The sequence below is a fragment of the Sporosarcina sp. AD_1 genome, from assembly GCF_057373025.1.
On sequence record NZ_JBPVIR010000002.1, the window covers coordinates 247,712 to 268,932 of the forward strand.

General features: G+C 43.7%; 20 protein-coding genes and 1 riboswitch. Of the genes, 19 read left to right on the forward strand and 1 reads right to left on the reverse strand.

All coding sequences use genetic code 11. The annotated features are described in order from the left end of the window. Nucleotides 1–25: 25 nt before the first annotated feature. From ACSW3C_RS04460 to ACSW3C_RS04520, 13 genes are all read left to right on the forward strand, one after another. The gene (locus ACSW3C_RS04460; RefSeq protein WP_486561095.1) at nucleotides 26–784 is read left to right on the forward strand and encodes a segregation/condensation protein A; all 759 of its coding nucleotides are present in this window, start codon (nucleotides 26–28) and stop codon (nucleotides 782–784) included. Beyond that, nucleotides 777–1,388 (forward strand): SMC-Scp complex subunit ScpB, encoded by a 612-nt coding sequence (gene scpB, locus ACSW3C_RS04465; RefSeq protein WP_486561096.1) that lies wholly within the window; start codon nucleotides 777–779, stop codon nucleotides 1,386–1,388. The genes ACSW3C_RS04460 and scpB overlap by 8 nt, the downstream gene beginning before the upstream one ends. After that, on the forward strand, nucleotides 1,385–2,383 hold the full coding sequence (locus ACSW3C_RS04470; protein WP_486561097.1) for a D-alanyl-D-alanine carboxypeptidase family protein: 999 nt from the start codon (nucleotides 1,385–1,387) through the stop codon (nucleotides 2,381–2,383). The genes scpB and ACSW3C_RS04470 overlap by 4 nt, the downstream gene beginning before the upstream one ends. Before the next feature lie 150 nt (nucleotides 2,384–2,533). Continuing rightward, nucleotides 2,534–3,268: a pseudouridine synthase gene (locus ACSW3C_RS04475; protein ID WP_486561098.1), complete on the forward strand. Its 735-nt coding sequence runs from the start codon at nucleotides 2,534–2,536 to the stop codon at nucleotides 3,266–3,268. Between the two features lie 103 nt (nucleotides 3,269–3,371). Beyond that, a complete protein-coding gene (gene resA / locus ACSW3C_RS04480) occupies nucleotides 3,372–3,902 on the forward strand; it encodes a thiol-disulfide oxidoreductase ResA (protein WP_486561099.1) in 531 nt (176 codons plus the stop codon). 17 nt (nucleotides 3,903–3,919) lie between these two features. Further along, a complete protein-coding gene (locus ACSW3C_RS04485; RefSeq protein WP_486561100.1) occupies nucleotides 3,920–5,581 on the forward strand; it encodes a cytochrome c biogenesis ResB family protein in 1,662 nt (553 codons plus the stop codon). Further along, nucleotides 5,581–6,768 carry a c-type cytochrome biogenesis protein CcsB gene (gene ccsB, locus ACSW3C_RS04490; protein ID WP_486561101.1) on the forward strand — a complete coding sequence of 396 codons (1,188 nt, stop codon included), beginning with the start codon at nucleotides 5,581–5,583 and terminating at the stop codon, nucleotides 6,766–6,768. The genes ACSW3C_RS04485 and ccsB overlap by 1 nt, the downstream gene beginning before the upstream one ends. A 388-nt stretch (nucleotides 6,769–7,156) precedes the next feature. Continuing rightward, nucleotides 7,157–8,515 (forward strand): IS1182 family transposase, encoded by a 1,359-nt coding sequence (locus ACSW3C_RS04495; RefSeq protein WP_486561102.1) that lies wholly within the window; start codon nucleotides 7,157–7,159, stop codon nucleotides 8,513–8,515. Between the two features lie 1,059 nt (nucleotides 8,516–9,574). Beyond that, nucleotides 9,575–10,294 (forward strand): response regulator transcription factor, encoded by a 720-nt coding sequence (locus tag ACSW3C_RS04500; RefSeq protein ID WP_238083838.1) that lies wholly within the window; start codon nucleotides 9,575–9,577, stop codon nucleotides 10,292–10,294. After that, nucleotides 10,287–12,065 carry an ATP-binding protein gene (locus ACSW3C_RS04505; RefSeq protein WP_486561103.1) on the forward strand — a complete coding sequence of 593 codons (1,779 nt, stop codon included), beginning with the start codon at nucleotides 10,287–10,289 and terminating at the stop codon, nucleotides 12,063–12,065. Before ACSW3C_RS04500 ends, ACSW3C_RS04505 begins: the two co-directional genes overlap by 8 nt. Before the next feature lie 74 nt (nucleotides 12,066–12,139). Next, nucleotides 12,140–12,667, forward strand: a complete 528-nt coding sequence (locus ACSW3C_RS04510) for an RNA polymerase sigma factor SigX (protein WP_486561104.1) — start codon at nucleotides 12,140–12,142, stop codon at nucleotides 12,665–12,667. Beyond that, entirely contained in the window at nucleotides 12,668–13,873 is a 1,206-nt protein-coding gene (locus tag ACSW3C_RS04515; protein WP_486561105.1) for a hypothetical protein, read from the forward strand. Between the two features lie 79 nt (nucleotides 13,874–13,952). Continuing rightward, nucleotides 13,953–14,083: riboswitch (FMN riboswitch) on the forward strand. A gap of 199 nt (nucleotides 14,084–14,282) precedes the next feature. Then, the gene (locus ACSW3C_RS04520) at nucleotides 14,283–14,864 is read left to right on the forward strand and encodes an ECF transporter S component (protein WP_238083830.1); all 582 of its coding nucleotides are present in this window, start codon (nucleotides 14,283–14,285) and stop codon (nucleotides 14,862–14,864) included. Between the two features lie 92 nt (nucleotides 14,865–14,956). On the opposite strand, the gene ACSW3C_RS04525 is transcribed toward ACSW3C_RS04520, so the two are convergent. Beyond that, nucleotides 14,957–15,217, reverse strand: coding sequence for a ferredoxin (locus ACSW3C_RS04525; RefSeq protein WP_238083827.1), 261 nt, complete (start codon nucleotides 15,215–15,217; stop codon nucleotides 14,957–14,959). A 108-nt stretch (nucleotides 15,218–15,325) separates the two neighbouring features. Here ACSW3C_RS04525 and ACSW3C_RS04530 point away from each other — a divergent pair, with 108 nt between their 5' ends. From ACSW3C_RS04530 to prsW, 6 genes are all read left to right on the forward strand, one after another. Then, nucleotides 15,326–16,363 carry a YpbB family protein gene (locus tag ACSW3C_RS04530; protein WP_486561106.1) on the forward strand — a complete coding sequence of 346 codons (1,038 nt, stop codon included), beginning with the start codon at nucleotides 15,326–15,328 and terminating at the stop codon, nucleotides 16,361–16,363. Beyond that, complete coding sequence (locus ACSW3C_RS04535; protein WP_486561107.1) at nucleotides 16,360–17,799, forward strand: RecQ family ATP-dependent DNA helicase; 1,440 nt, start codon at nucleotides 16,360–16,362, stop codon at nucleotides 17,797–17,799. Before ACSW3C_RS04530 ends, ACSW3C_RS04535 begins: the two co-directional genes overlap by 4 nt. A gap of 77 nt (nucleotides 17,800–17,876) precedes the next feature. After that, a complete protein-coding gene (locus tag ACSW3C_RS04540) occupies nucleotides 17,877–18,560 on the forward strand; it encodes a LysM peptidoglycan-binding domain-containing protein (RefSeq protein WP_486561108.1) in 684 nt (227 codons plus the stop codon). A 95-nt stretch (nucleotides 18,561–18,655) separates the two neighbouring features. Beyond that, nucleotides 18,656–19,450: a metallophosphoesterase gene (locus ACSW3C_RS04545; RefSeq protein WP_486561109.1), complete on the forward strand. Its 795-nt coding sequence runs from the start codon at nucleotides 18,656–18,658 to the stop codon at nucleotides 19,448–19,450. A gap of 14 nt (nucleotides 19,451–19,464) precedes the next feature. Further along, nucleotides 19,465–20,445, forward strand: a complete 981-nt coding sequence (locus ACSW3C_RS04550) for a YpdA family putative bacillithiol disulfide reductase (RefSeq protein ID WP_486561110.1) — start codon at nucleotides 19,465–19,467, stop codon at nucleotides 20,443–20,445. A 92-nt stretch (nucleotides 20,446–20,537) separates the two neighbouring features. After that, nucleotides 20,538–21,212 carry a glutamic-type intramembrane protease PrsW gene (prsW, locus tag ACSW3C_RS04555; protein ID WP_238083794.1) on the forward strand — a complete coding sequence of 225 codons (675 nt, stop codon included), beginning with the start codon at nucleotides 20,538–20,540 and terminating at the stop codon, nucleotides 21,210–21,212. Nucleotides 21,213–21,221: the final 9 nt, after the last annotated feature.

Sequence of the window (21,221 nt, forward strand, 5' to 3'; positions counted from 1 at the left end):
TTCGTAATTAGGGTGGGATGGGCATATGGCCTATAAAGTGAAGCTGGAGGTTTTTGAAGGGCCTCTTGATCTATTATTGCATTTAATCAACCGACTTGAAATAGATATCTATGATATCCCGATGGCGGAATTGACGAACCAATACATCGAACACATACATACGATGCGAGTCCTTCAATTGGATGAATTAAGTGAATACCTAGTATTAGCAGCGACATTGATTGAAATCAAGAGTAAAATGCTTTTGCCGGTCCACGAGGAAGATGGACTGGACGAACATCAGGATTTCGAGTTTGAAGAAGATCCGCGGGAAGAATTGGTTGCCCGGCTGATGGAGTATAAGAAATATAAGGAAGCGGCAAATCAATTAAAGGAATCTGCTGACGAACGGGCTATTCATTTCACGAAAATGCCCGAAGATCTATCTAATTACGGGGAAGTGGCTGCTCCTCCACCAGATGAACAGCTGAATGTGTTTGATCTGATTGGAGCGTTTCAGAAAATGCTACAACGGAAACGGCTGCGGGTGCCGCTTACCGCCAGTATCAGCAAGGCGGAGTTATCCGTAGATGAGAAAATGGATGACATTGTCGCCATACTGAAGAAAAAAGGCGGGACTTGCTATTTTGATGAACTATTTGTTGAAGGGGATCTGACGGATCTGGTCGTTTCTTTTCTGTCCTTGCTCGAGTTGATGAAGCGAATGGACGTGCTAGTTTGGCAGAATGAAAACTTTCAGCAATTAACAATTTCTTTTGGACAGGAGGGCAGCGGAAATGAATGAAGACGAAGTGATGCTCGGAAGAATTGAAAGTTTACTATTTGTTGCCGGTGATGATGGGCTAGCACCCGATCAAATAGCAGCAATTATTGATTCCACGAAAGCGAACGCAGAAACGCTGCTCGATCAATTGCAGGATCGATATGAAAATCGCCAGGATGCTGGGATCACCTTGCGGAAATATGGAGGGAGGTACAGATTAGTCACAAAAGGAGAATTTGCAGGCGACATCACCAAGATGCTTGAAAATCCTTCCCCTAAATCCATGACACAAGCTTCAATGGAAGTGCTGGCCATCATCGCTTATAAACAGCCTGTCACCCGTGTGGAAATAGATGATTTGCGCGGGGTCAAGTCAGAAGGCCCGTTGCAGACACTGGTTGCCAAAGGGCTCATTATGGAAAAAGGGAGACTGGAAGGGAGCGGCCGTCCAATTCTCTATGGGACGACCGAGCTGTTTCTGGACCGTTTCGGACTGGAGTCGATCGACGGCCTGCCGCCGCTGACCGAAGTAGAGGAAGGGGAGCAGGAAGATACCGATTTATTCATGACGAAATTCCAAGAAGCGTTTAATATGCAAGAAGATGAAGGGGGAATCATTGATTGAGGCGAGCATTTGCTGTCGTGCTTTTTCTAGTTGTTCTTTTTGCTGCAACACCGAAGGAAGCGGCCTCTGGGCAGGCGTGGGCGGTCATTGACGCAGAGACGGGAAGACTATTGCAAGGCCACAACGAGAATGCGAGATTGCCGATTGCGAGTTTGACAAAAATTTGGACTGCCTTCACGTTTGTCGAAAGCGGGGCTTCGGGCGATATTACCATTTCACCGGAAGCAGCTTCTGCCGAGGGCTCGTCCATCTATACAGTACAAGGGGCCAAGATGCCAAGTGAAGCATTGCTGCACGGACTTATGCTAAGGTCAGGCAATGACGCGGCCTATGCCCTTGCGGAACATGCGGGGGGATCGTTGGAGGGCTTTGTCGATATGATGAATGAAAAAGCCCTTTATTATGGGCTGAAGGATACGAAATTTATGAATCCATCAGGTCTTCACCATGATGAACATCTATCAACAGCTTATGACACAGCAAAAATGCTTTATTTCGCCATGCAAAATGATGAATTCAGGAAAATCGCCTCTTCCAAGTCCTATATTTACAAGGGAAAGGATGGGGATGTTCGGAGCTGGAGCAACAAACATCGCCTCATTCATACTAATCCCGATGTTATAGCGGGAAAGACCGGCTTTACGAAAGTGGCAGGCCGTACATTGGCCACTTACTTCGAGAGGGATGGAAAGAAAATAATTATCGTAACTTTGAATGATGGAGACGACTGGAAGGATCATACGGATCTCGCCAATCAGACATTCAAAGATTATGATTTAGTGACGGTCGCCAAGAAAGGGAAATATTCCATACTGCCAGGCGTTGAAGGAGAATTGGATGAACCGATCAAAGTACTTTTATCGCCAGATGAAAAAGAACGGATCACTCATTTTGTCAGGATCCCTCGCGGTAAAGAGAAAATCAGCACCGGCTCATGGACAGTTTCCTTTGATCATCAGCCAATCATCACAACCGATATTACTATTCATCAATAATAATAAAATGAACATCTAATCAATATTACTTACTTAAATACGTCATAATTATGACAAATTCCGTAAGACTGCCTTCTTTAGGTCAGTCTTCTTTTCATTTTCATGGAAGTGTGACATAATTTTTTGAGGAAAGAAGGAAGGTGACGAAGTTTGGAAAGACTACAAAAAGTATTGGCACAGGCAGGAGTTGCTTCTCGCAGAAAAGCGGAGACACTCATACTGGAAGGTAAAGTGAAAGTGAACGGAGTTGTCATTAGGGAACTGGGTACGAAGGTTTCCAAATCCGATTCAGTTGAAGTGGAAGGCGTAGAGCTGGTTAAAGAACGTAATGTTTATTATTTGCTTTATAAACCTCGCGGCTATATCTCGACGGTTGAAGATGACAAAGGAAGAAAGACGGTACTGGACTTGCTTCCTCAAGTCGAGGAACGTATTTTCCCTGTCGGCAGGCTGGATTATGATACATCCGGTGTCATTCTGCTCACGAATGACGGGGAGTTTTCGTACTTGATGACGCATCCGAAATTTAAAATCCATAAGACATATGTCGCAAAGGTAAAAGGCATCCCGAACCGGGAACTGCTGAAAAAACTGGAGCGGGGCATTGAACTCGAAGACGGAATGACAGCCCCAGCGAAGGTGAAGATGCAATCGGTAGACAAAAAAACAGGTACCGCCATTGTTGAAATTACCATTCATGAAGGCAGAAACCGGCAAGTGCGCCGCATGTTCGATGCAATCGGCTGCCCGGTTCTGAAGTTGAAGAGGGAGTCATTTGGCACGTTGACGACATATGGCATGAATGCGGGCGAAGCACGCGAATTGACCACCCATGAAGTGAAACAGCTGCGGGTCCTGGCGGAGACAGGCAAAATCGGTAACTGAGTTTCCCTAAATGTTCACAAAGCTATCACGACTTCAACTTTTTTAACATGTTTCATTTGTTATAATCGAATTTAGAACTCATTTATCGTTAGGAGGCTGAACAGTGGCCAAGGCGAATAAAAAAACGAAACGCTTGATCATCAGAGCTGTCGTCCTCATATTGCTGGCATCTGCAATAATTTTTTCCATTGTTTCAAAAGACAAAGTGAAAGTACTGGAAGTAGGGGACAAAGCACCTGACTTTGAGCTCGTTGACTTGGAAGGCAATAAACACCGCCTGTCTGACTATGAAGGACAAGGAGTGTTCCTGAATTTCTGGGGAACTTGGTGTCCTCCTTGTAAAAAAGAGATGCCATTTATTGAAGATTATTACAAGGAATTTAAGGACAAAGGGGTTCACGTGTTATCCGTTAATGTCGGAGAACCAAAACTGAAGGTGGAATCATTCCGTAATCAATACGATTTGACATTCCCAGTCTTGATTGACAAAACAAAAGATGTGAAGGAAGCATACAATATCCAGCCGCTTCCAACGACTTTCTTGATCGATAAAAACGGCAAGATCGTCAAAATTCTAAAGAGTGAAATGTCCAAGGAGGAAATCAAGTCGTATATGGAAAGTATCCAACCCTGATAAGGAGTACGTTAGCTATGAGTAAAATCAAATGTCAATGCGGCCATGAAAACCCATTCGGCACTATCTTATGTGAGTCTTGTGGCCGGCCATTGACCGAAGAAGCAGAAAAAAGTCAAGTTGTCGATATGAGATATGAAGGATCGGCCAGGAGATCTCAGACGTATAACAAGTCGATCATTGATAAGATCTGGAATTTTTTCTCGAGCGTCAAAGTTGGGGTCAGTATTATTGTTGCGGTATTAGTAACCTCTGCAATCGGTACCATTTTTCCTCAGAAGCTATATGCGCCAGTCACTTCGGTCAACGCCACGGACGCCGAATACCTGGCTTATTATGAAAAAACGTATAGTATTTTCGGGACACTCTATTACAAGCTTGGATTTTATGATATGTACAACAGCTGGTGGTTTAAAATCCTTATCGGCATGCTGGGAACATCCATCATCATCGCAAGTGTAGACCGTGTCGTTCCGCTTTATAAATCGTTAAAAAAGCAAAGGACGAAACGTCATGTGTCCTTTATGAAACGCCAACGGATCTTTGGTGAAGGCAAAGCAGCCAATCCAGATGAGTCATTGAAAAAAGCAGAAGCTGCCCTGAAGGAAATGAAATATAACGTCAAGACGGAAGACGGAGCCATTCTCGCTGAGAAGAACCGTTTTTCACGCTGGGGCCCATACGTAAATCATACCGGACTTATTATTTTCTTGTTTGGCGTCTTATTACGGGGAATTCCAGGTTTCTATGTGGATGAAACGATGTGGATCCGTGAAGGGGAACTCCGAAATATTACCGGTGCGCCAGGCTATTTCTTGAAAAGCAATGATTTTAAATTAGAAACGTATACGAAAGAAGATGCTAATGCTGTCTTTGGGGAAGCTCTGGATCGCAATGGACCGATCGTGAAAAACTTCCAGACAGACGTAACACTGTATAAAGAAAAAGAAGGTTCCTTGCCTGGTTCTGAGGACTTGGAGTTTGTAAAGGACTATTCGATTGTGGTTAATAAGCCGCTTAAGTTTGATGGTTACAATGTTTTCCAAATGGATTATCGATTAAGTGAGTTGAAATCCATGACGATGCAATTGATTGAGAAATCGACTGATAAGTCATTCGGGCAGTTTACAATCGATTTGGATGATCCAAAAGGAACGTATGAGTTAGATAACGGCGCGAAGGTTGAATTACTGGAGTATTATGCCGATTACGACGGTATTAAAGACGGTGAACCAGTTTCCAAATCACCGATTCCGAATAACCCTGCATTTATCTTTAAGATGACAACGCCTGAAAAGCCAAAGGGAGAAAAAAGTTTTGTTGCGATTCAACAAACATTGGAAACCGAAGAAAATGCGTATAAAGTAAAATTTGTAAGCGCAGATACTCGTGATATTTCGGGCTTTACAATACGCAAGGACAAAACATTATATATCCTGCTATTAGGCGGAATCATTTTTATGATTGGTGTCATTATGGGTTCTTATTGGAATCACCGGAGAATTTGGATTCAAAAAGGGGCAGATCAGCAACTCTTAGTGGCGGCCCATACGAATAAGAACTGGTTTTCTCTGAAAAAGGAATTAAACGTCGTGAAAGATACATCAGAGTTGCCTGCTTATGTGGATCGACAAGACAAAGAGTCGAAAGATGAGCGACAGGAAGGAGCTGAATCATAATGGGATTAGCTAATATAAGTGCAACTTTGCTTGAAATTTCCTTTATAGCATATTTAATTGCGACCGCTTTCTTCGGAGGAGCGGTCAAGGGAGCAAAATCGGAGGCTTCCTATAAGAACAATAGATGGGGGACCATCGGAATCTTCATAACGATCATCGGATTCCTGACACATGTCGGCTATTTCATTACGAGATGGATAGCAGGGGGACATGCCCCGGTTAGTAATATGTTTGAATTTACTACAGCGTTTGGAATGATGTTGGTCGGTGCTTTCATCCTAATCTTTTTCTTGTACCGCACACCGTCTCTCGGACTTTTTGCTTTGCCGATTGCGATTTTAATCATCGCTTATGCTAGCATGTTCCCGAAGGAAGTAACGCCTTTGATTCCTGCTTTGCAAAGTCATTGGCTAACGATTCACGTTATTACTGCAGCGCTTGGTGAATCCATCTTGGCTATCAGTGCCGTTGCAGGTTTGATTTACTTGCTGAAGAACATTGATATGTCTAAGAAGTCCAGACAACGTTTCTGGATCGAGTTTGTCATGTTTGTCATTATGTTAGTTATTGGATTTGTCTTATCTTCGAGTACATTCAAATTGGCCGGCTATGAAGCCGAATTTGATTACATCGATAAAAACGACAAACCTGCTTCCATCGTATACAATTATCCGCCGCTTTTCGGGATGAATGAATCGGTAGCCAAATCGCCTGATACGATGAAACCATGGGTGGAATTACCGGCTATTCTAAATGGTAAAACATTAACTACATTTGTTTGGTCTCTGTTCATTGGTTCTATCCTCTATGGGCTGCTCCGTCTAATTGTAAGGAAACGGCTTGCCGAGTTCGTCCAGCCGCTTGCGAAGAGAGCTAACTCACAACTCATGGATGAAATCGGGTATCGTTCTGTTTTAATCGGTTTCCCAGTGTTTACTTTGGGAGCGTTAATCTTTGCGATGATCTGGGCACATGAAGCTTGGTCAAGATTCTGGGGTTGGGACCCGAAAGAAGTATGGGCCCTCATCACTTGGCTGTTTTACGCAGCATTCCTCCATCTCCGCTTATCCCGCGGATGGGAAGGAAAAAATTCAGCTTGGCTGGCGGTGATCGGTTTCATCATCATCATGTTCAACCTGATCTTCGTAAACTTCATTCTCGCCGGATTGCATTCCTACGCGAAATGAGTAAAAGGACTGTGCAGTGTAAAAACTGCACAGTCCTTTCAGACTGTAGACAAACTCGAGAAATTACGGAGTTTGCCTACAGTCTTTTTTCTTTTACAATGGAAGTAATAATAGAAAATGTTGATTTCCGCTACGACTAGACGCTTTCCGCGGGCACGGCTTCAGCCAATCGAACAGCGAAGGGTTCGATTTGCCTTAATTTCTGGGTTTTACAGAAATTAAGGCAGCACTTATGCTCCAAACGCTTTGCTTTTTGTCGCAAAAGCCGTTCTTCGTGACGGCTTTCGCTGCGCTCCGTCCAGGGTCTTCAGCTCGTGCTGTTCCCCCAGGAGTCGCCAGCCTCCGCTTCAATCAACAGTGTCTCTATAATAATGGTGAGGTGATGGATATGATGACGAAGAATCAGATGAATCAACGCGAACAGTTAGACATACTGACCATTGAACAGTTGGTGCCTCATGATCATCTGGTCCGTAAACTGGATGCGGCCATTGATTTTTCGTTCATCTATCCATTAGTTGAAGACCTGTACTCGACAGTGGGAAGACCTAGTATCGACCCTGTTGTGCTGATCAAGATGACATTCATTCAATATACTTTCGGCATCCGATCCATGCGCCAGACGATCAAGGAAATTGAAACGAACATGGCATACCGTTGGTTTCTCGGCTTGGGCTTCCATACAGAGGTGCCCCATTTCTCCACATTCGGAAAGAACTATATCCGTCGTTTTGCAGATACGGATTTATTTGAACAGATCTTTTATCGGGTACTGAAGGAAGTGGCAGATCGTGGGCTTCTCAGCCCGGAACACGTCTTCATCCATTCCACCCATGTAAAAGCGAGCGCAAACAAGAGGAAATTCGAAAAGAAAGTCGTTCGTAAAGAAACGCGTGCTTATGAGAAGAAGCTCCAGATGGAGCTCAACATGGACAGGGAGGAGAAAGGGAAGAAACCGTTCCCTCTGGATAAGTTTGAAAAGGAAGAGTACAAGGAGATAAAAGAGTCCACAACAGACCCGGAGAGCGGCTACTATGTAAAGGACGAACGGACCAAGCAGTTCGCCTATTCTTTCCACGCAGCCACGGATGAAAAGGGATTCGTACTTGCCAATATGGTGACCCCAGGTAATGTTCACGACAGTCATCTACTTGAGCCGCTGGTACGGAAAATCATACTCGAGGGGATGCGACCTGTAGCTGTTGCCGCCGATGCAGCCTACAAGACACCTGCGATTGCGAACTTCCTACTTGAGAATCAGATACTTCCCGTGCTTCCTTATAAGCGGCCGATGACCAAGAATGGTTTCTTCCGAAAAAACGAGTATGTCTATGACGAATACTATGACTGCTATATTTGTCCGGACGGACAAGTCCTACCATACCGGACGACCACAAAAGAGGGGTACCGTCAGTACGCCTCGACACCATCTATTTGTGCATCGTGCCCGGTGATCAGTCAATGTGCACAAAGTAAGAATCAGCAGAAAATCATTCAACGACATATCTGGCAGGATTACCTAGATGTAGCCGAAGATTTGAGACATCACCATGAGATCAAAGAAATATACGGGAAGCGCAAAGAGACGATTGAACGTGTCTTTGCAGACGCCAAAGAAAAGCATGGCATGCGGTGGACAACCCTACGGGGGCTAAAAAAATTGTCCATGCAGGCGATGCTGACTTTTGCTGCCTTGAATCTTAAGAAGTTGGCCAGCTGGACATGGAAAACGCCAGCCATGGCGTAATCAGAAGGAAATTAGAACAGTAGTAGGGCTCATTCTCGCAAAAAACATTAAAAAAACAGGAAAAGGGTTGGAAATCAATTTGATTTCCAACCCTTTTGTCTACAGTCCTTTTTTATAATGAAAGAACCAATAAAAATTTGATTTCCGCTAAGACTGGATGCTTTCTGCGGGCAAGGTTTCAGCCAATCGAACAGCTCTTGCTCCAAACGCTCTACTTTTTGTCGCAAAAGCCGTCCTTCGTAACGGCTTTCGCTATGCACCGACCAGGGTTCCCGCTGAAGTAGCCAGCATTCGCTCTAATCAAAGGTTTTTTTAAATAATAAATGCAGTGATCAGGCATGGATCTGTTTGAGCACATTTTCTATCGGTTGTAAAAGGAGATTGATTACCAAGGTGTGCTAAAGTCAGTAAGTCTCATAAGGTTGAGGTCAATGTATGTATACATTTCTCAAGGTTGCATTTCTCCTTATTCAATTACAACATTTTGTATAATATTGAATCTGCCGAAGCTTTGTAACTGGATATGCTAATAGCAATTCAAATAAACAAGTATTTGCAAGGTTTATTTAGTTATTCATAAGCACCTGTTGCTTGGAGTGGAGGCGCTCGACTCCTGCGGGAATAGCATGAGCCTTGAGACCCCGCAGGAAGCGAAGCGGACGAGGAGACTCAAGCCATGCCCGCGGAAAGCGAGCGCCGAAACGGAAAGCAACAGCCTGTACATATCCTCAGTATTGAAAAAATAGCGTATAAACTATCTATAAATATAACCGTCTATCTGCAGTTGAAATAAGAATCTCCCGGGATTAATTCCCCTGTAGAAGAAAACCCGGATTTTAACTACAGCCTTTACAGTAAAAAGCAGACACAGCACAAAGTTTACCCCCCTGCTTGATAGGCAGTAATCAAAAAAGGGTTATATACCGAATGTCCGCCGTTAGAAAGGAACACTATCAAATCTTGTTCACACCTTGTAGCACAACGGTTGTCCGAAGCTTTTCTTTTTCCTTCGTGACTTGTACAATGGAGATAGCAGCAAGATGAAAGGGGTTTTAGCCAGTGGAAGAAAATGTTAGGTTATTAGTCGTCGATGACGAGGAAAGAATTCGCCGTCTTTTAAATATGTATCTATCGAGAGAAGGCTTTCAAATCGATGAAGCGATGGACGGGGCGGAAGCTCTTGAAAAATTTGAAGAGAATCGTTATGACTGTATATTGCTAGATGTGATGATGCCTGAAAAGGATGGCTTTGAGGTATTGCAGGAAATTCGGGATAAAAAGGACCAGACACCAATCATCTTATTAACAGCGAAAGGGGAAGAGTCCGACAGGGTAACCGGATTTGAGACGGGGGCCGATGACTATATTGTCAAACCGTTCAGTCCTAGAGAAGTGGTGCTTCGTGTCAAAGCGATTTTGCGCAGATCGAGTTTCCAAAACGCAACTTCTTCTTCGACCGCGTCCAAGGATCTTGTCGTTTTCCCTCAGCTGACGATCGACCACGATGCACATCGGGTAACAGCAGAAGGAAACGAAGTGAACTTGACGCCGAAAGAGTATGAGCTTCTCTATTTCTTGGCGAAGGCGCCTGATAAAGTCTTTGATCGGGAACAATTGCTGAAAGAAGTTTGGCATTATGAATTTTTCGGTGATCTTCGTACGGTCGATACGCATGTGAAGCGCCTGCGCGAAAAACTGAGCAGAGTATCTGAGCGTGCCGCAAAAATGATTGTGACCGTTTGGGGCGTCGGCTACAAATTCGAGGTACCAAATGATTAAGATATGGAATTCAATCGTCGGGAAGCTATGGGCAACCATATTGCTTCTCGTTTCATTTGTATTATTCATTGTGACCGTTCTGCTCCTTGAATTCCTTGATAACTTTCATACAAAGCAAGCGGAGGATTCGCTTAGAAGGGAAGCAGCCACTATTGGGAAAATCATTGTAGATCACGATGATGAAACTGCGATGCGGCTGATCATACAGGATGTGCTCGGAGATGAAACAAATGCGTTGATCGTTGATTCCAACAAGGACGTCCTTTATTCGTTTCATAACGGCTTGAATGAAGAACGCATTGAACGAAAGATTTTAGATGAGCCGAATTTATTTCAATCGGGACAAAAGGATGGGAAGTCCGTTAAGGAAATGATTCTGCCCTCCTTACGGGAGCAAGATGTGATGGAGAAGTTTCTTGTATTGACATATCCCTATTATGAAACGGGAAATGTCAAGCAATCGATTGTTCTCTATCAGAGCCTGGATGCCGTTCACCGAACGACAAAAAGCACAACCCATATTGTTTTCTTATCAGCGTTTATCGCTTTTGTTTTGACGACATTCTTCGCTTTTTTCCTATCTACCCGGATTACTTCCCCGTTAAGAGGTATGAAACAGGCGGCATTTGAATTATCCAAAGGGAACTTTGACACCCGGCTGCCGGTCTTGCAAAACGATGAAATTGGGCAATTGGCAACCGCTTTCAACCAGATGGGGAAACAATTAAAATTCCAAGTAGAATTGATTAAACAGGAGAAAGGCCAGCTTTCCAGTATCCTTACTTCCATGACAGACGCTGTCATTTCGTTCAATAGCGATTATTCGATCCTGCTCCATAACCCGCAGGCAGAGCGAATTTTGCAGAAATGGTACCAGGCTGCAAATGATTCCACCAAGATCTTACCGCCTGAGATTGTTCATATGCTGGAACATGTTATCACGTTTGCCGAGGAAGTAGAAGAAGAATTAGAGCTGAACGGCCAATTTTATGGGGTTTCCATCAGTCCTCTTTATAGTGAGAACAGTATTCGAGGAGCTGTCGCCGTGTTCCGGGATATGACAGACCAGCACAAGCTTGATAAACTCCGTTCCGATTTTATCGCCAATGTATCGCATGAATTGAGAACACCGATTTCCATGCTGCAAGGGTATAGTGAAGCGATTCTGGACGGAGTCACTTCCAGTGATGAGGAACGGAATGAAATTATGCAGATCATCCACGATGAATCCAAGCGGATGAGCAGATTGGTAACTGATCTGCTCGATTTGGCAAGGATGGAATCAGGGCATATGCGGCTCTACAAATCTCCTGTCGATGTTGTTCATTTCTTGGAACGGATCGTCAATAAGTTCATGCAGGTGGCGAGGGATGCGAACGTGTCGCTCACGCTCCAACCGGTGGAGGAAATTGAAATAGTTGCAGACGAGGACCGGCTGGAACAAGTATTCACCAATTTAATTGATAATGCCATTCGCCACACGCCGGATGGAGGAGAAGTTACGATCTGTGTCGAAAAAGGGAAAGATATAATTGAAATTGCGGTTTCCGATACAGGAAGCGGCATTCCAAAGGAAGATCTGCCTTATATTTTCGAACGATTTTATAAGGCGGATAAAGCCCGTACTAGAGGGAAGGGCGGTACCGGCCTCGGCCTTGCGATTGCGAAGAATATTATCGACTCGCACGGTGGAGAAATCAGTGCAGAACTTGGACCGACTCACGGGACGATCTTCCGATGTGTGTTACCGATTGATCCGGAAGAAGTGTAATGTTTTATTCAAAGATGAAACGGATGAAACTTTTCATCTTGAATTACGACTAATGTATTGAACGGGGGGATTTTGTGGATGACTCCGTTTTCCACAGGCTATATGATCAATACCATCAAGACGTCTTCAATTTTTTAATCTATTTGACCGGTGATCGATCCCAATCAGAGGATTTGATGCATGAGGTTTATATTCGTGTATTGAAAGCGTACGCAGGCTTTGAGGGGAAGAGTACAGAAAAAACCTGGCTCTTTTCCATTGCCAAAAACGTCGCTATCGACCATTTTCGCAAGAAGACTGTCCGTCAAAAACATGTTTTTGATACGTTCGATTGGGAAAAGAGCGAATTGATGTCTTCTGCCCGGTCCCCAGTTGAAATTGCCGAGATGAATGAGGAAATGAAACAAATGCTTAACGCTTTGGACACTTGCACGGGAGATCAAAAGATGGTTATCGTCATGAGATATTTTCAAGATTTCTCGATTGCAGAAACGGCGGAGGCGCTTGGCTGGACAGAAGGAAAAGTAAAAACGACGCAGCACAGGGCGATTAAAACTTTGCAGAAGAAGTTACAAGCTCTTTCGGCAGAAGGGGGAAGATGAATGGCGAACAATAATTGGAACGACGACAAACTAGAAAAACTCCTTCATTCCATGCCGAAAATGGAAGACCATCGATCTGCTGAAGACATTTTAGCCCGGTTAAAGAAAGATGAGCGACTGATAGAACCCAAACCACGGAAACGAAAAGTACGTAAATGGGTGCCAGCATTCATTGCCATTGCTGCCATGCTTGTCGTCGGTTTGTTAATACCTTCCATGCTTAGGCAAAACGAAGGAGCACTGAACAGTGAAACGGAGCAGGCAGAAGTCGAGCTCTTCAATCAGAAACGTTCGATGGATATGTCAGACGATCAAGGGCAAACCAGTGAAGCGGCTATGGATAGTGCGGAAAAAGCAGATAAGCTTTATACAATGGCCTCTGCGATGGATAGCCATATAATGTTGCCAGATGAAATGGTTAATCAATACCCGTTCCATATCGGCCTCATCCATTCGGCTAATGTGATTCCTGTTACCGTTCTACTACCAACAGAACAGGTGGAGAACGACATGAAGGACAAAAAACCTGACAGTGTCGCCTTGTATAATCAGTACGCAGCAAAAGTGCCTGAAAGCGAACTTGGGTTTGATGACTATCATCCATACAAAGGAAAGATTTATGAGTCTGGCGATACGGTATTAAATGAAGTGCCGGCCGATCACGGCTATGATCTTGCGGAAGCGACGATTGCTAACTATTTCGATTCAGCGAAGGAGACATTTACAGATAAGAAGTTCTTCCAAGTCGTGGATGAAACAGGCAAGCCGTCTGAACTCGGTCCAGTTGGAAAGGCAGCGCCAGTGCCTCTCGACAGGAAATTGCCATATTTTAAATACCTAATGCCATCAGGTGGGGTCTATCTGATTCCATATGAAAATGGTGACACCAGTACAGTATCCGATGCGCTGCTTGCCATGAAAGATCCACAAAATGATATTGTTGAGAGTGTTGTACCTGCTCAATTGGACTACGATGTTGCAATGGAAAAAGACGTTGCCATCATTTCGTTTACTAAACAGCTTGATTTCGATTCGATTGATCATGCGGTTTTAAATGAAATGATTGAAGGGTTCATGCTGACAGGAAGCAATTTCAATGTATCCATTCAACTGGACAATACCATTCAAAGTCAATTTGGAAAGTATGATCTTACAAAACCGTTGCCTATTCCGGTTGGTGCCAATCCAATTATACTGCCTGAGTAACAGCTTGAGATGATCTTGTAAACTGGAATGTTTACAAGATCATTTTTTTTGTATACAATAGTGATGTAATAAAATATTGATTCATCTTCGGGGCAGGGTGCAATTCCCGACCGGCGGAAATGGAAGGTCACTTCCTAGCCCGCGAGCGTAACAGCTGATTCCGGTGAGATTCCGGAGCCGACAGTATAGTCTGGATGGGAGAAGGTGAAGGTATGGCCGTCTTTTTGTGTTGTCCGCAAAAAGAGAGGTTATTTAAGTATGGGTCCAAGTCATTTTTTGATTTTTGGATACCTTTATTTAAACTCGCCTTCCCCTGAAGCAAACGCTTTAGGGGATTTTTTATGACAACACAATATTCGGTTCAGCCTTTCCTCTTTTTGAAGTGAATCGCAAAAGGAGAGAGGAACAAATGAGCAACAAAAAATTGCGAAAGATGATTCTCATCGCAATGCTTGGGAGCATTTCGACTGTATTGATGCAGTTGAATTTCCCATTGCCAGCATTACCACCATTCTTGAAGGTCGATTTCAGTGAAATTCCCGCTGTATTGGCAATCATGACAATGGGGCCGATAGCGGGTATTTCGGTAGAGTTATTGAAAAATGTGTTGTATTGGTTTATGTCCGGAAGTCCTACTGGAGTTCCAGTTGGTGAAATTGCCAACTTCACAACAGGCGTCCTGTTCATTATGCCAATATACTATATTTTTAAAAGAGTACAATCGACAAAAGGTTTGACAGCCGGACTTATTATTGGAACGGTTTCCATGGCTGTCGGCATGAGTGTATTGAATTATGCGGTCTTTTTGCCAATGTATTCGTATTTCTTAAATATGCCACCATACGTGGGAGATGCCATGTTCGATGTCATCGTCAAAGGCATTTTACCATTCAATCTTATAAAAGGCGCTTTGTTGATGGTTGTTTTCCTGCTCTTGTATAAGAGCCTGCATAAATGGATTTCCAAGCAACAGCATCAATTAATGGCGTAAAACAAACAAGCCGGCGAACTGGATCATACCAGTTTGCCGGTTGTTTTTTTCATAAAAAATTCGAAAGCTCCTGGAAGCTTTCGAATATCTTATCAGTCCTCGTATTTCAATGGATCGCCTTCAAACGGTGCGTCCGCCACTTTAATGGAATCGGTCGGGCATCCGTCAAATGCATCTTCCATATCCTCCAGCAGTTCTTCTGGAACTTCTGTATTCCCCATGTTATCATCAAGAATAACGTATGCGATTCCTTCATCATCGTAGTCATAGATGTCTGGTGCTGCTGCGCCGCATGCACCACATGCAATACATGTATCTTGATCAACAATTGTATATTTTTTGCAAGTAGACATTGATGTTCTCTCCTCTTTTCTCCGCGCTAACTATCATTGCTCCCATACCATTCTAAATCTGTTTCGGGTAGTTTTCAACAATAAAACATCTTAAAAGGGGAAATGGGCATGGAGTTATCTTTACTCATCTTGTTCATGGTGTCAAAAATGAATGGCGAACGCTCGAAAAATGCATGTTTGCATATCTTGCGTGGAAAAAGATCCGGTCAAACATTACAAGACGTCCAATATTTTAATTTGAAGCCGTTCTTTTCAATCCTTTCTAAATTGGATGCGGAAACATATGAAACTCAGCTTCATAGGTTACTTGCAGACTACTATGTAAAGGAAGCTGACGGAAGGCTCTATGTTACCAAAACAGGCTTTCAAAAGGTGAATGAACTGGATCCTTGCTATTTTAACGGATGGGATTATCGTGGAAATGAAATCGTGTTCTTTAATCGGCTGGCACTCGCCATTCAAACGATTTCTTATTTCAAGGAAGGGATCAAGTCGTTCATGCCAATCCAGACTGATCGGGAAGTTCAAATTTTCGTCAAAGGAATGGCACGGCATCTCCCGCTTGAGAATAAAGAGTTTCCAAGTAAGATTGGCGTCGAGTTAAAGAAAGCACTTCTGGCAAGCGGGATGAAAGATATGCAAAAACTGATACTAGTGAGTCGGCTGTCGGGCTTTTCTATTACAGGAAGGACATGGGATCAGTTAGCTGAAGAATTACAGATGTCGCCTCTATCCGTCTATTTGGAGTTTATCGAGGGGTTGCATAGACTGCTGGATGTCATCCATGGAGAACATGCATATCCATTTTTATTACAAGCAGCTGAAGGAGTAAAAAGTTCATTATACTTGACCGACTCTGCCTATCAAACGAGACAGCTATTTGCGAAAGGGATGAACGCCGAGCAGATTGCAACAGTCCGGAGGCTGAAAATGAGTACAATAGAGGATCATTTTGTGGAAATGGCCATTAATGATAAGACTTTCCCATTAACAGACTTTGTTACATCCAAACAGGTGAATGAGGTAGTTTTAAAAGTAGAGGAATTGGGGACTAGAAGATTACGAATGTTAAAACAAGAGTTTGGCGAATTGAGTTATTTTCAACTTCGCCTCATACTAGGCTCCAAGTTGGGAGGCGGAAAATGACAGACCTGCAGAATTTGCTGTATGAGAAATTTGGCTACCGTGATTTTCGGCCTGGACAGGAAAACGTGATCCGATCGGTATTGCAAGGTAAGGACACAATCGCTATCTTGCCGACCGGAACAGGCAAGTCGCTTTGTTACCAACTGCCTTCGTATTTGTTAAACGGCAGCACGCTCATTATATCTCCGCTTGTTTCATTGATGGAGGATCAAGCGTCTTCCATGAGGAGGAATGGTGAGAAAAGAGTAGCGGCCTTGAACTCATTTTTATCATTTCAAGACAAGAACCGGATCCTCTCCCAAATCCATTTGTATAAGTTCATTTTCGTTTCACCTGAGATGTTATTGCAACGAAAGGTGGAAGAGCGTCTGAAACAGCTGGATTTGTCCTTTATAGTAGTGGACGAAGCTCATTGCATCTCTCAATGGGGGTTTGATTTCCGTCCAGACTACTTGCGGATGGGAGAGGTGCTCGGGAGAAAACGGCCGCCTGTTTTGGCACTTACGGCGACTGCAGATCGAAAGGTCATAGATGACATTGCAAAGTATTTACATATGGAAATGCCGGTTGTGGAGAGGCATTCCCTGGACAGGCCCAATATTACTTATGTCGTAGAGCAAATAGCATCTGATGAAAAAACCGCTTGGATTGAAAACCGAGTGGAACAGACGGCCGGACCTGGCATTATCTATGTTGCTTCAAGAAAGAGAGCGGATGAATTGGCATCGACTCTATCCGGAAAAGGGTTTTCCGCAGCTGCGTATCACGCAGGCAAGGAGCAGGTGGACCGGTCGCTTATCCAAGAGCAATATATCCGGGGCGAGGTGGAATGGATTTGTGCTACCAATGCATTTGGCATGGGAATCCATAAGGATGATATTCGCCAAGTAATACATGAACACCTTCCAAACACGATGGCATCGTACATTCAAGAAGTAGGAAGGGCAGGACGGGATGGGAAGCCTGCATGCGCTGTTCTTCTGTATGCTCCAGATGATGAAAACATCACGAGGTTCATTATTCAAAATGATATGCCCGACCGGATCAGTGTCCAAAACTATACCGAGTGGCTCCAAGCAGGTAAAAGTCCAACAGAAGCCGCTGCAATGGCAGGTATGTCAGAAACGGCACAACGGGTCGTCGACTTTTATCTATCACAGATGCCAGTTGAGGAAGTATGCACAAGGCTGGACGAATTAAGGCAGAATAAAGAGATAGATTTACAAAAGATGCTAGAGATTGTCCACTACCAAGTGTGTATTCGAAAAAAGATATTGAACGCCTTCGGAGAAGGGTATGACAACAGCCGGGAACAGTGTTGCTCCATATGTGGCTTGACTGAAATGGATTGGCTGCGGAAAGTGGCTCCAACAGAACCGCAACGTAAAATGACCTATGCGTGGGAAGAAAGAATTGACGTTCTTCTAGGAATATAAGACTCTTGTACATTTACATTTACGACATGATTCGTCATAATATAAAGAAGAGCATGAGGCGATAGGAGAAATTGTCGATGAAAAATAATGATTATCAATATGAATTTGAAGAGCATAGAAAAGAAATTGAAATGGACAAGGAATCGATTTCCGAACTGCCGTCACGTTCAGAAGTTCATGGAAGAGGCAGACGTTCTAAAAAGAAGTCCAATTTCACTTTGATCAATACGATCTTAGGTGTCTTTACATTAATTCCAATTGTCATTTTTGGCTATGTTATTTATAATTTCTACAATCAAGATGACAAATCCAATACTGCACAAATTGAAGATAATGGTTTTCAGTACGATGTGCATTCGCCATCTCCTGGAAGCGGTGATTCGTCCAAGCCAGCTGGAGCTGAGGATGAGGATAAAGAAGATGGCAATACTGACTCAAAAGGTCAAGCAGATGGCGACAAGGAATCTGGACAAAACCAAGCTTCTAAAGATCAGACTGCCGAAAAGCCTGTAAAACAGGAAACGCCGAAACCGGAAAAACAGCCTGAAAAGAAGCCTGAGAAAAAACCTGAGAAAAAGCAGGAAAATACCCAAGTTGCCAGTCAACAATCCGGCAAGGTCCATATTGTAAAGAAAGACGAGACCCTATACAGAATTTCGGTCAATTATTACGGCTCGGATATCGGTGTTGAAAAAATCAAGCAAGCGAACGGACTTTCTTCTAATGAAATACGGGTCGGGCAAAAACTGATCATTCCGTAATGCCGTTGCATTTACTAGTTGTAAGCAGCGTGAAGTGAAAACTCGAAAGGGGCAAAGTCGAAACCGCTTTGCCTCTTTCTTATGGCAGGTGTGAAATGAAGCGATTATTGAAAGGAACCGGCATTTTTACACTGGCGGTGAGCGGCATGGCCTTTTGGATGTTCATGACGGCACGCCAGAGAAATGTAAGGCTTCACATAATGGATATTGCCGGGGGAACCCATCGACAGAAAAAATTATCTGTTTTTTTTATTTCTGATATTCATCGGCGGGTGATCGATAACCGTTTAATCAAGAAAATTAAGAAGCATGGGGATATTGATGTTGTTATCATTGGAGGGGATTTGGCCGAAAATGGGGTCCCCATCAAACGTGTTCAACAGAATGTCGAAAAATTGGCCGCTTTAGGCAAGGCCGTCTATTACATTTGGGGCAACAATGACAGGGAAGTTGGAGAAGAGGCCATACGTCAAATTTTTGAAGCATGCCATGGCCATATTCTGGACAATGAGAATGCTCCGATTCCCGGACATCCAGATTGGATCATTGCCGGAACAGATGACCCTTCCAGCAAAAATGTCGATATTAATGCAGCGCTGCGAGGACTTGATCAAGACAAGTATTCCTTATGGGTCACGCATACCCCCTCATTATTCCGTAAAGTCAGGGAACAGACGAATCCGACTGTCCTGCTGGCAGGACATACACATGGCGGACAAATTCGTCTGGGGCCTTTCGGACTGCATGACAAAGGGGTTTTTACGATAGATGGCCAAACAGCCCAGCTTATTAGCAATGGGTATGGCACGTCCCTGCTTCCACTGCGATTTGGCGCACCTCCCGAATGTCATATTTTACACATACATTATGGACTGAAAGATGGTAACTGAAGGAGTTGTCAAACATGGTCATAAAAAAAGATGCAATTATTGTCGGGGGAGGTCCATGCGGATTATCTGCGGCTATCGAGTTGCAAAAAATTGGATTGGATATCGTCATTATTGAAAAAGGGAATATAGTAGAGTCAATCTACCGGTACCCTACACATCAAACTTTCTTCAGTTCGAGCATTAAGCTGTCAATTGGTGATATTCCGTTCATTACAGCGAAAGAGAAGCCGAAACGTTTGGATGCACTTGTGTACTATCGGACGGTTGCTGAATTAACGAATTTGCCGATTAACAGTAATGAGACTGTGGAACGCATTCAGAAGGTCGGGGAAGGATTTAAGGTTTTTACGAGTTGTGGCGAGTATGCTTCCGATTATGTTGTCGTGGCGACCGGCTACTATGATAATCCAAATCAGCTGGGAATACCCGGAGAAGAATTGCCGAATGTCTTCCATTACTTTAAAGAAGGGCACCCGTATTTTCGAAAGAAAGTGGTCGTCATTGGCGGTAAGAATTCAGCTGTGGATGCAGCGCTGGAACTTCAAAGGGCAGGCGCAGAAGTCACGGTCGTTTATCGGGGCGACACATATTCACCAAGTGTGAAACCGTGGATTTTACCTGGTTTTGATAGCCTTGTAAGGAATGGATTAATTCAAATGCACTTTAATTCTTCGGTAATAGAGATTACTGAGGATACGGTCACAATCGAAAAAGAGGGAGAGCAATTTGTCATCGATAACGAATATGTCTTCGCGATGATCGGGTATCATCCGGATCATGATTTCTTGCGGCGTGCAGGCATTCAAATTGAAGATGCAAGCGGTCGACCTCTTTTTGACCCGGTCACCATGGAAACGACTGTCGATGGGTTATATATTGCAGGCGTCATCGCAGCCGGAAACAATGCCAATGAGATTTTCATTGAGAACGGTAGAGAACATGGCGGGCTTATCGCAAGAGATATTCAATCAAAAAGAGATGCCGGTAACATGTAATCTGCATCTAAGGATGGATTAGTAAAATAATTGTAAACACACATCTTGTTCCAATGGAAACATGATATAATGGCGGGAAAGGGGGCCCGGTCATGATTATTTTGCTTACTGTGGCAATAGCGCCTGGCTTGGCGCTTTTCAGTTATCTTTATTTACGTAAACAAATCGCTACAGAGCCATCCAAGACGTTATTTCACACATTCATATACGGCGCCGTCATGACTTTCCCGATCCTGTTTATGCAACATGTTTTTGAGGAAGAACATGTATTTTCTAATGAATTCATTCGAAATGCGGTGTTTACAAGTTGGCTTGAGGAATTTTTCAAATGGTTGATCTTGCTGATCGCCATCTTCAGGCATGTTGAATTTGAAGATGCGTATGACGGCATTTTATATGGGGCGAGTGTTTCCTTAGGGTTTGCGACTGTCGAGAACATCCTGTATTTGCTCACATTCGGTCTGGATACCGCCTTTTTGCGTGCATTACTGCCTGTATCAAGCCATGCGTTATTCGGCGTCGTAATGGGCTATTATTTCGGAAGAGCCAAATTTACAACGCGTTCTAATAAAAATGGCATGCTACTCTTTGCACTGTTTGCTCCGTTCATGCTTCACTTCATATACAATGGCATACTGGCCGTTAACGATTTCTCCTTATACTTGATCATTCCGTTTATGCTGTTCCTCTGGTGGTTCGGTTTGACGAGAGTAAAATACGCTCATACGTTTGCTATGCAGCAGTTCCGGAAAAAAGCTCAACTTTAGTAATGAACC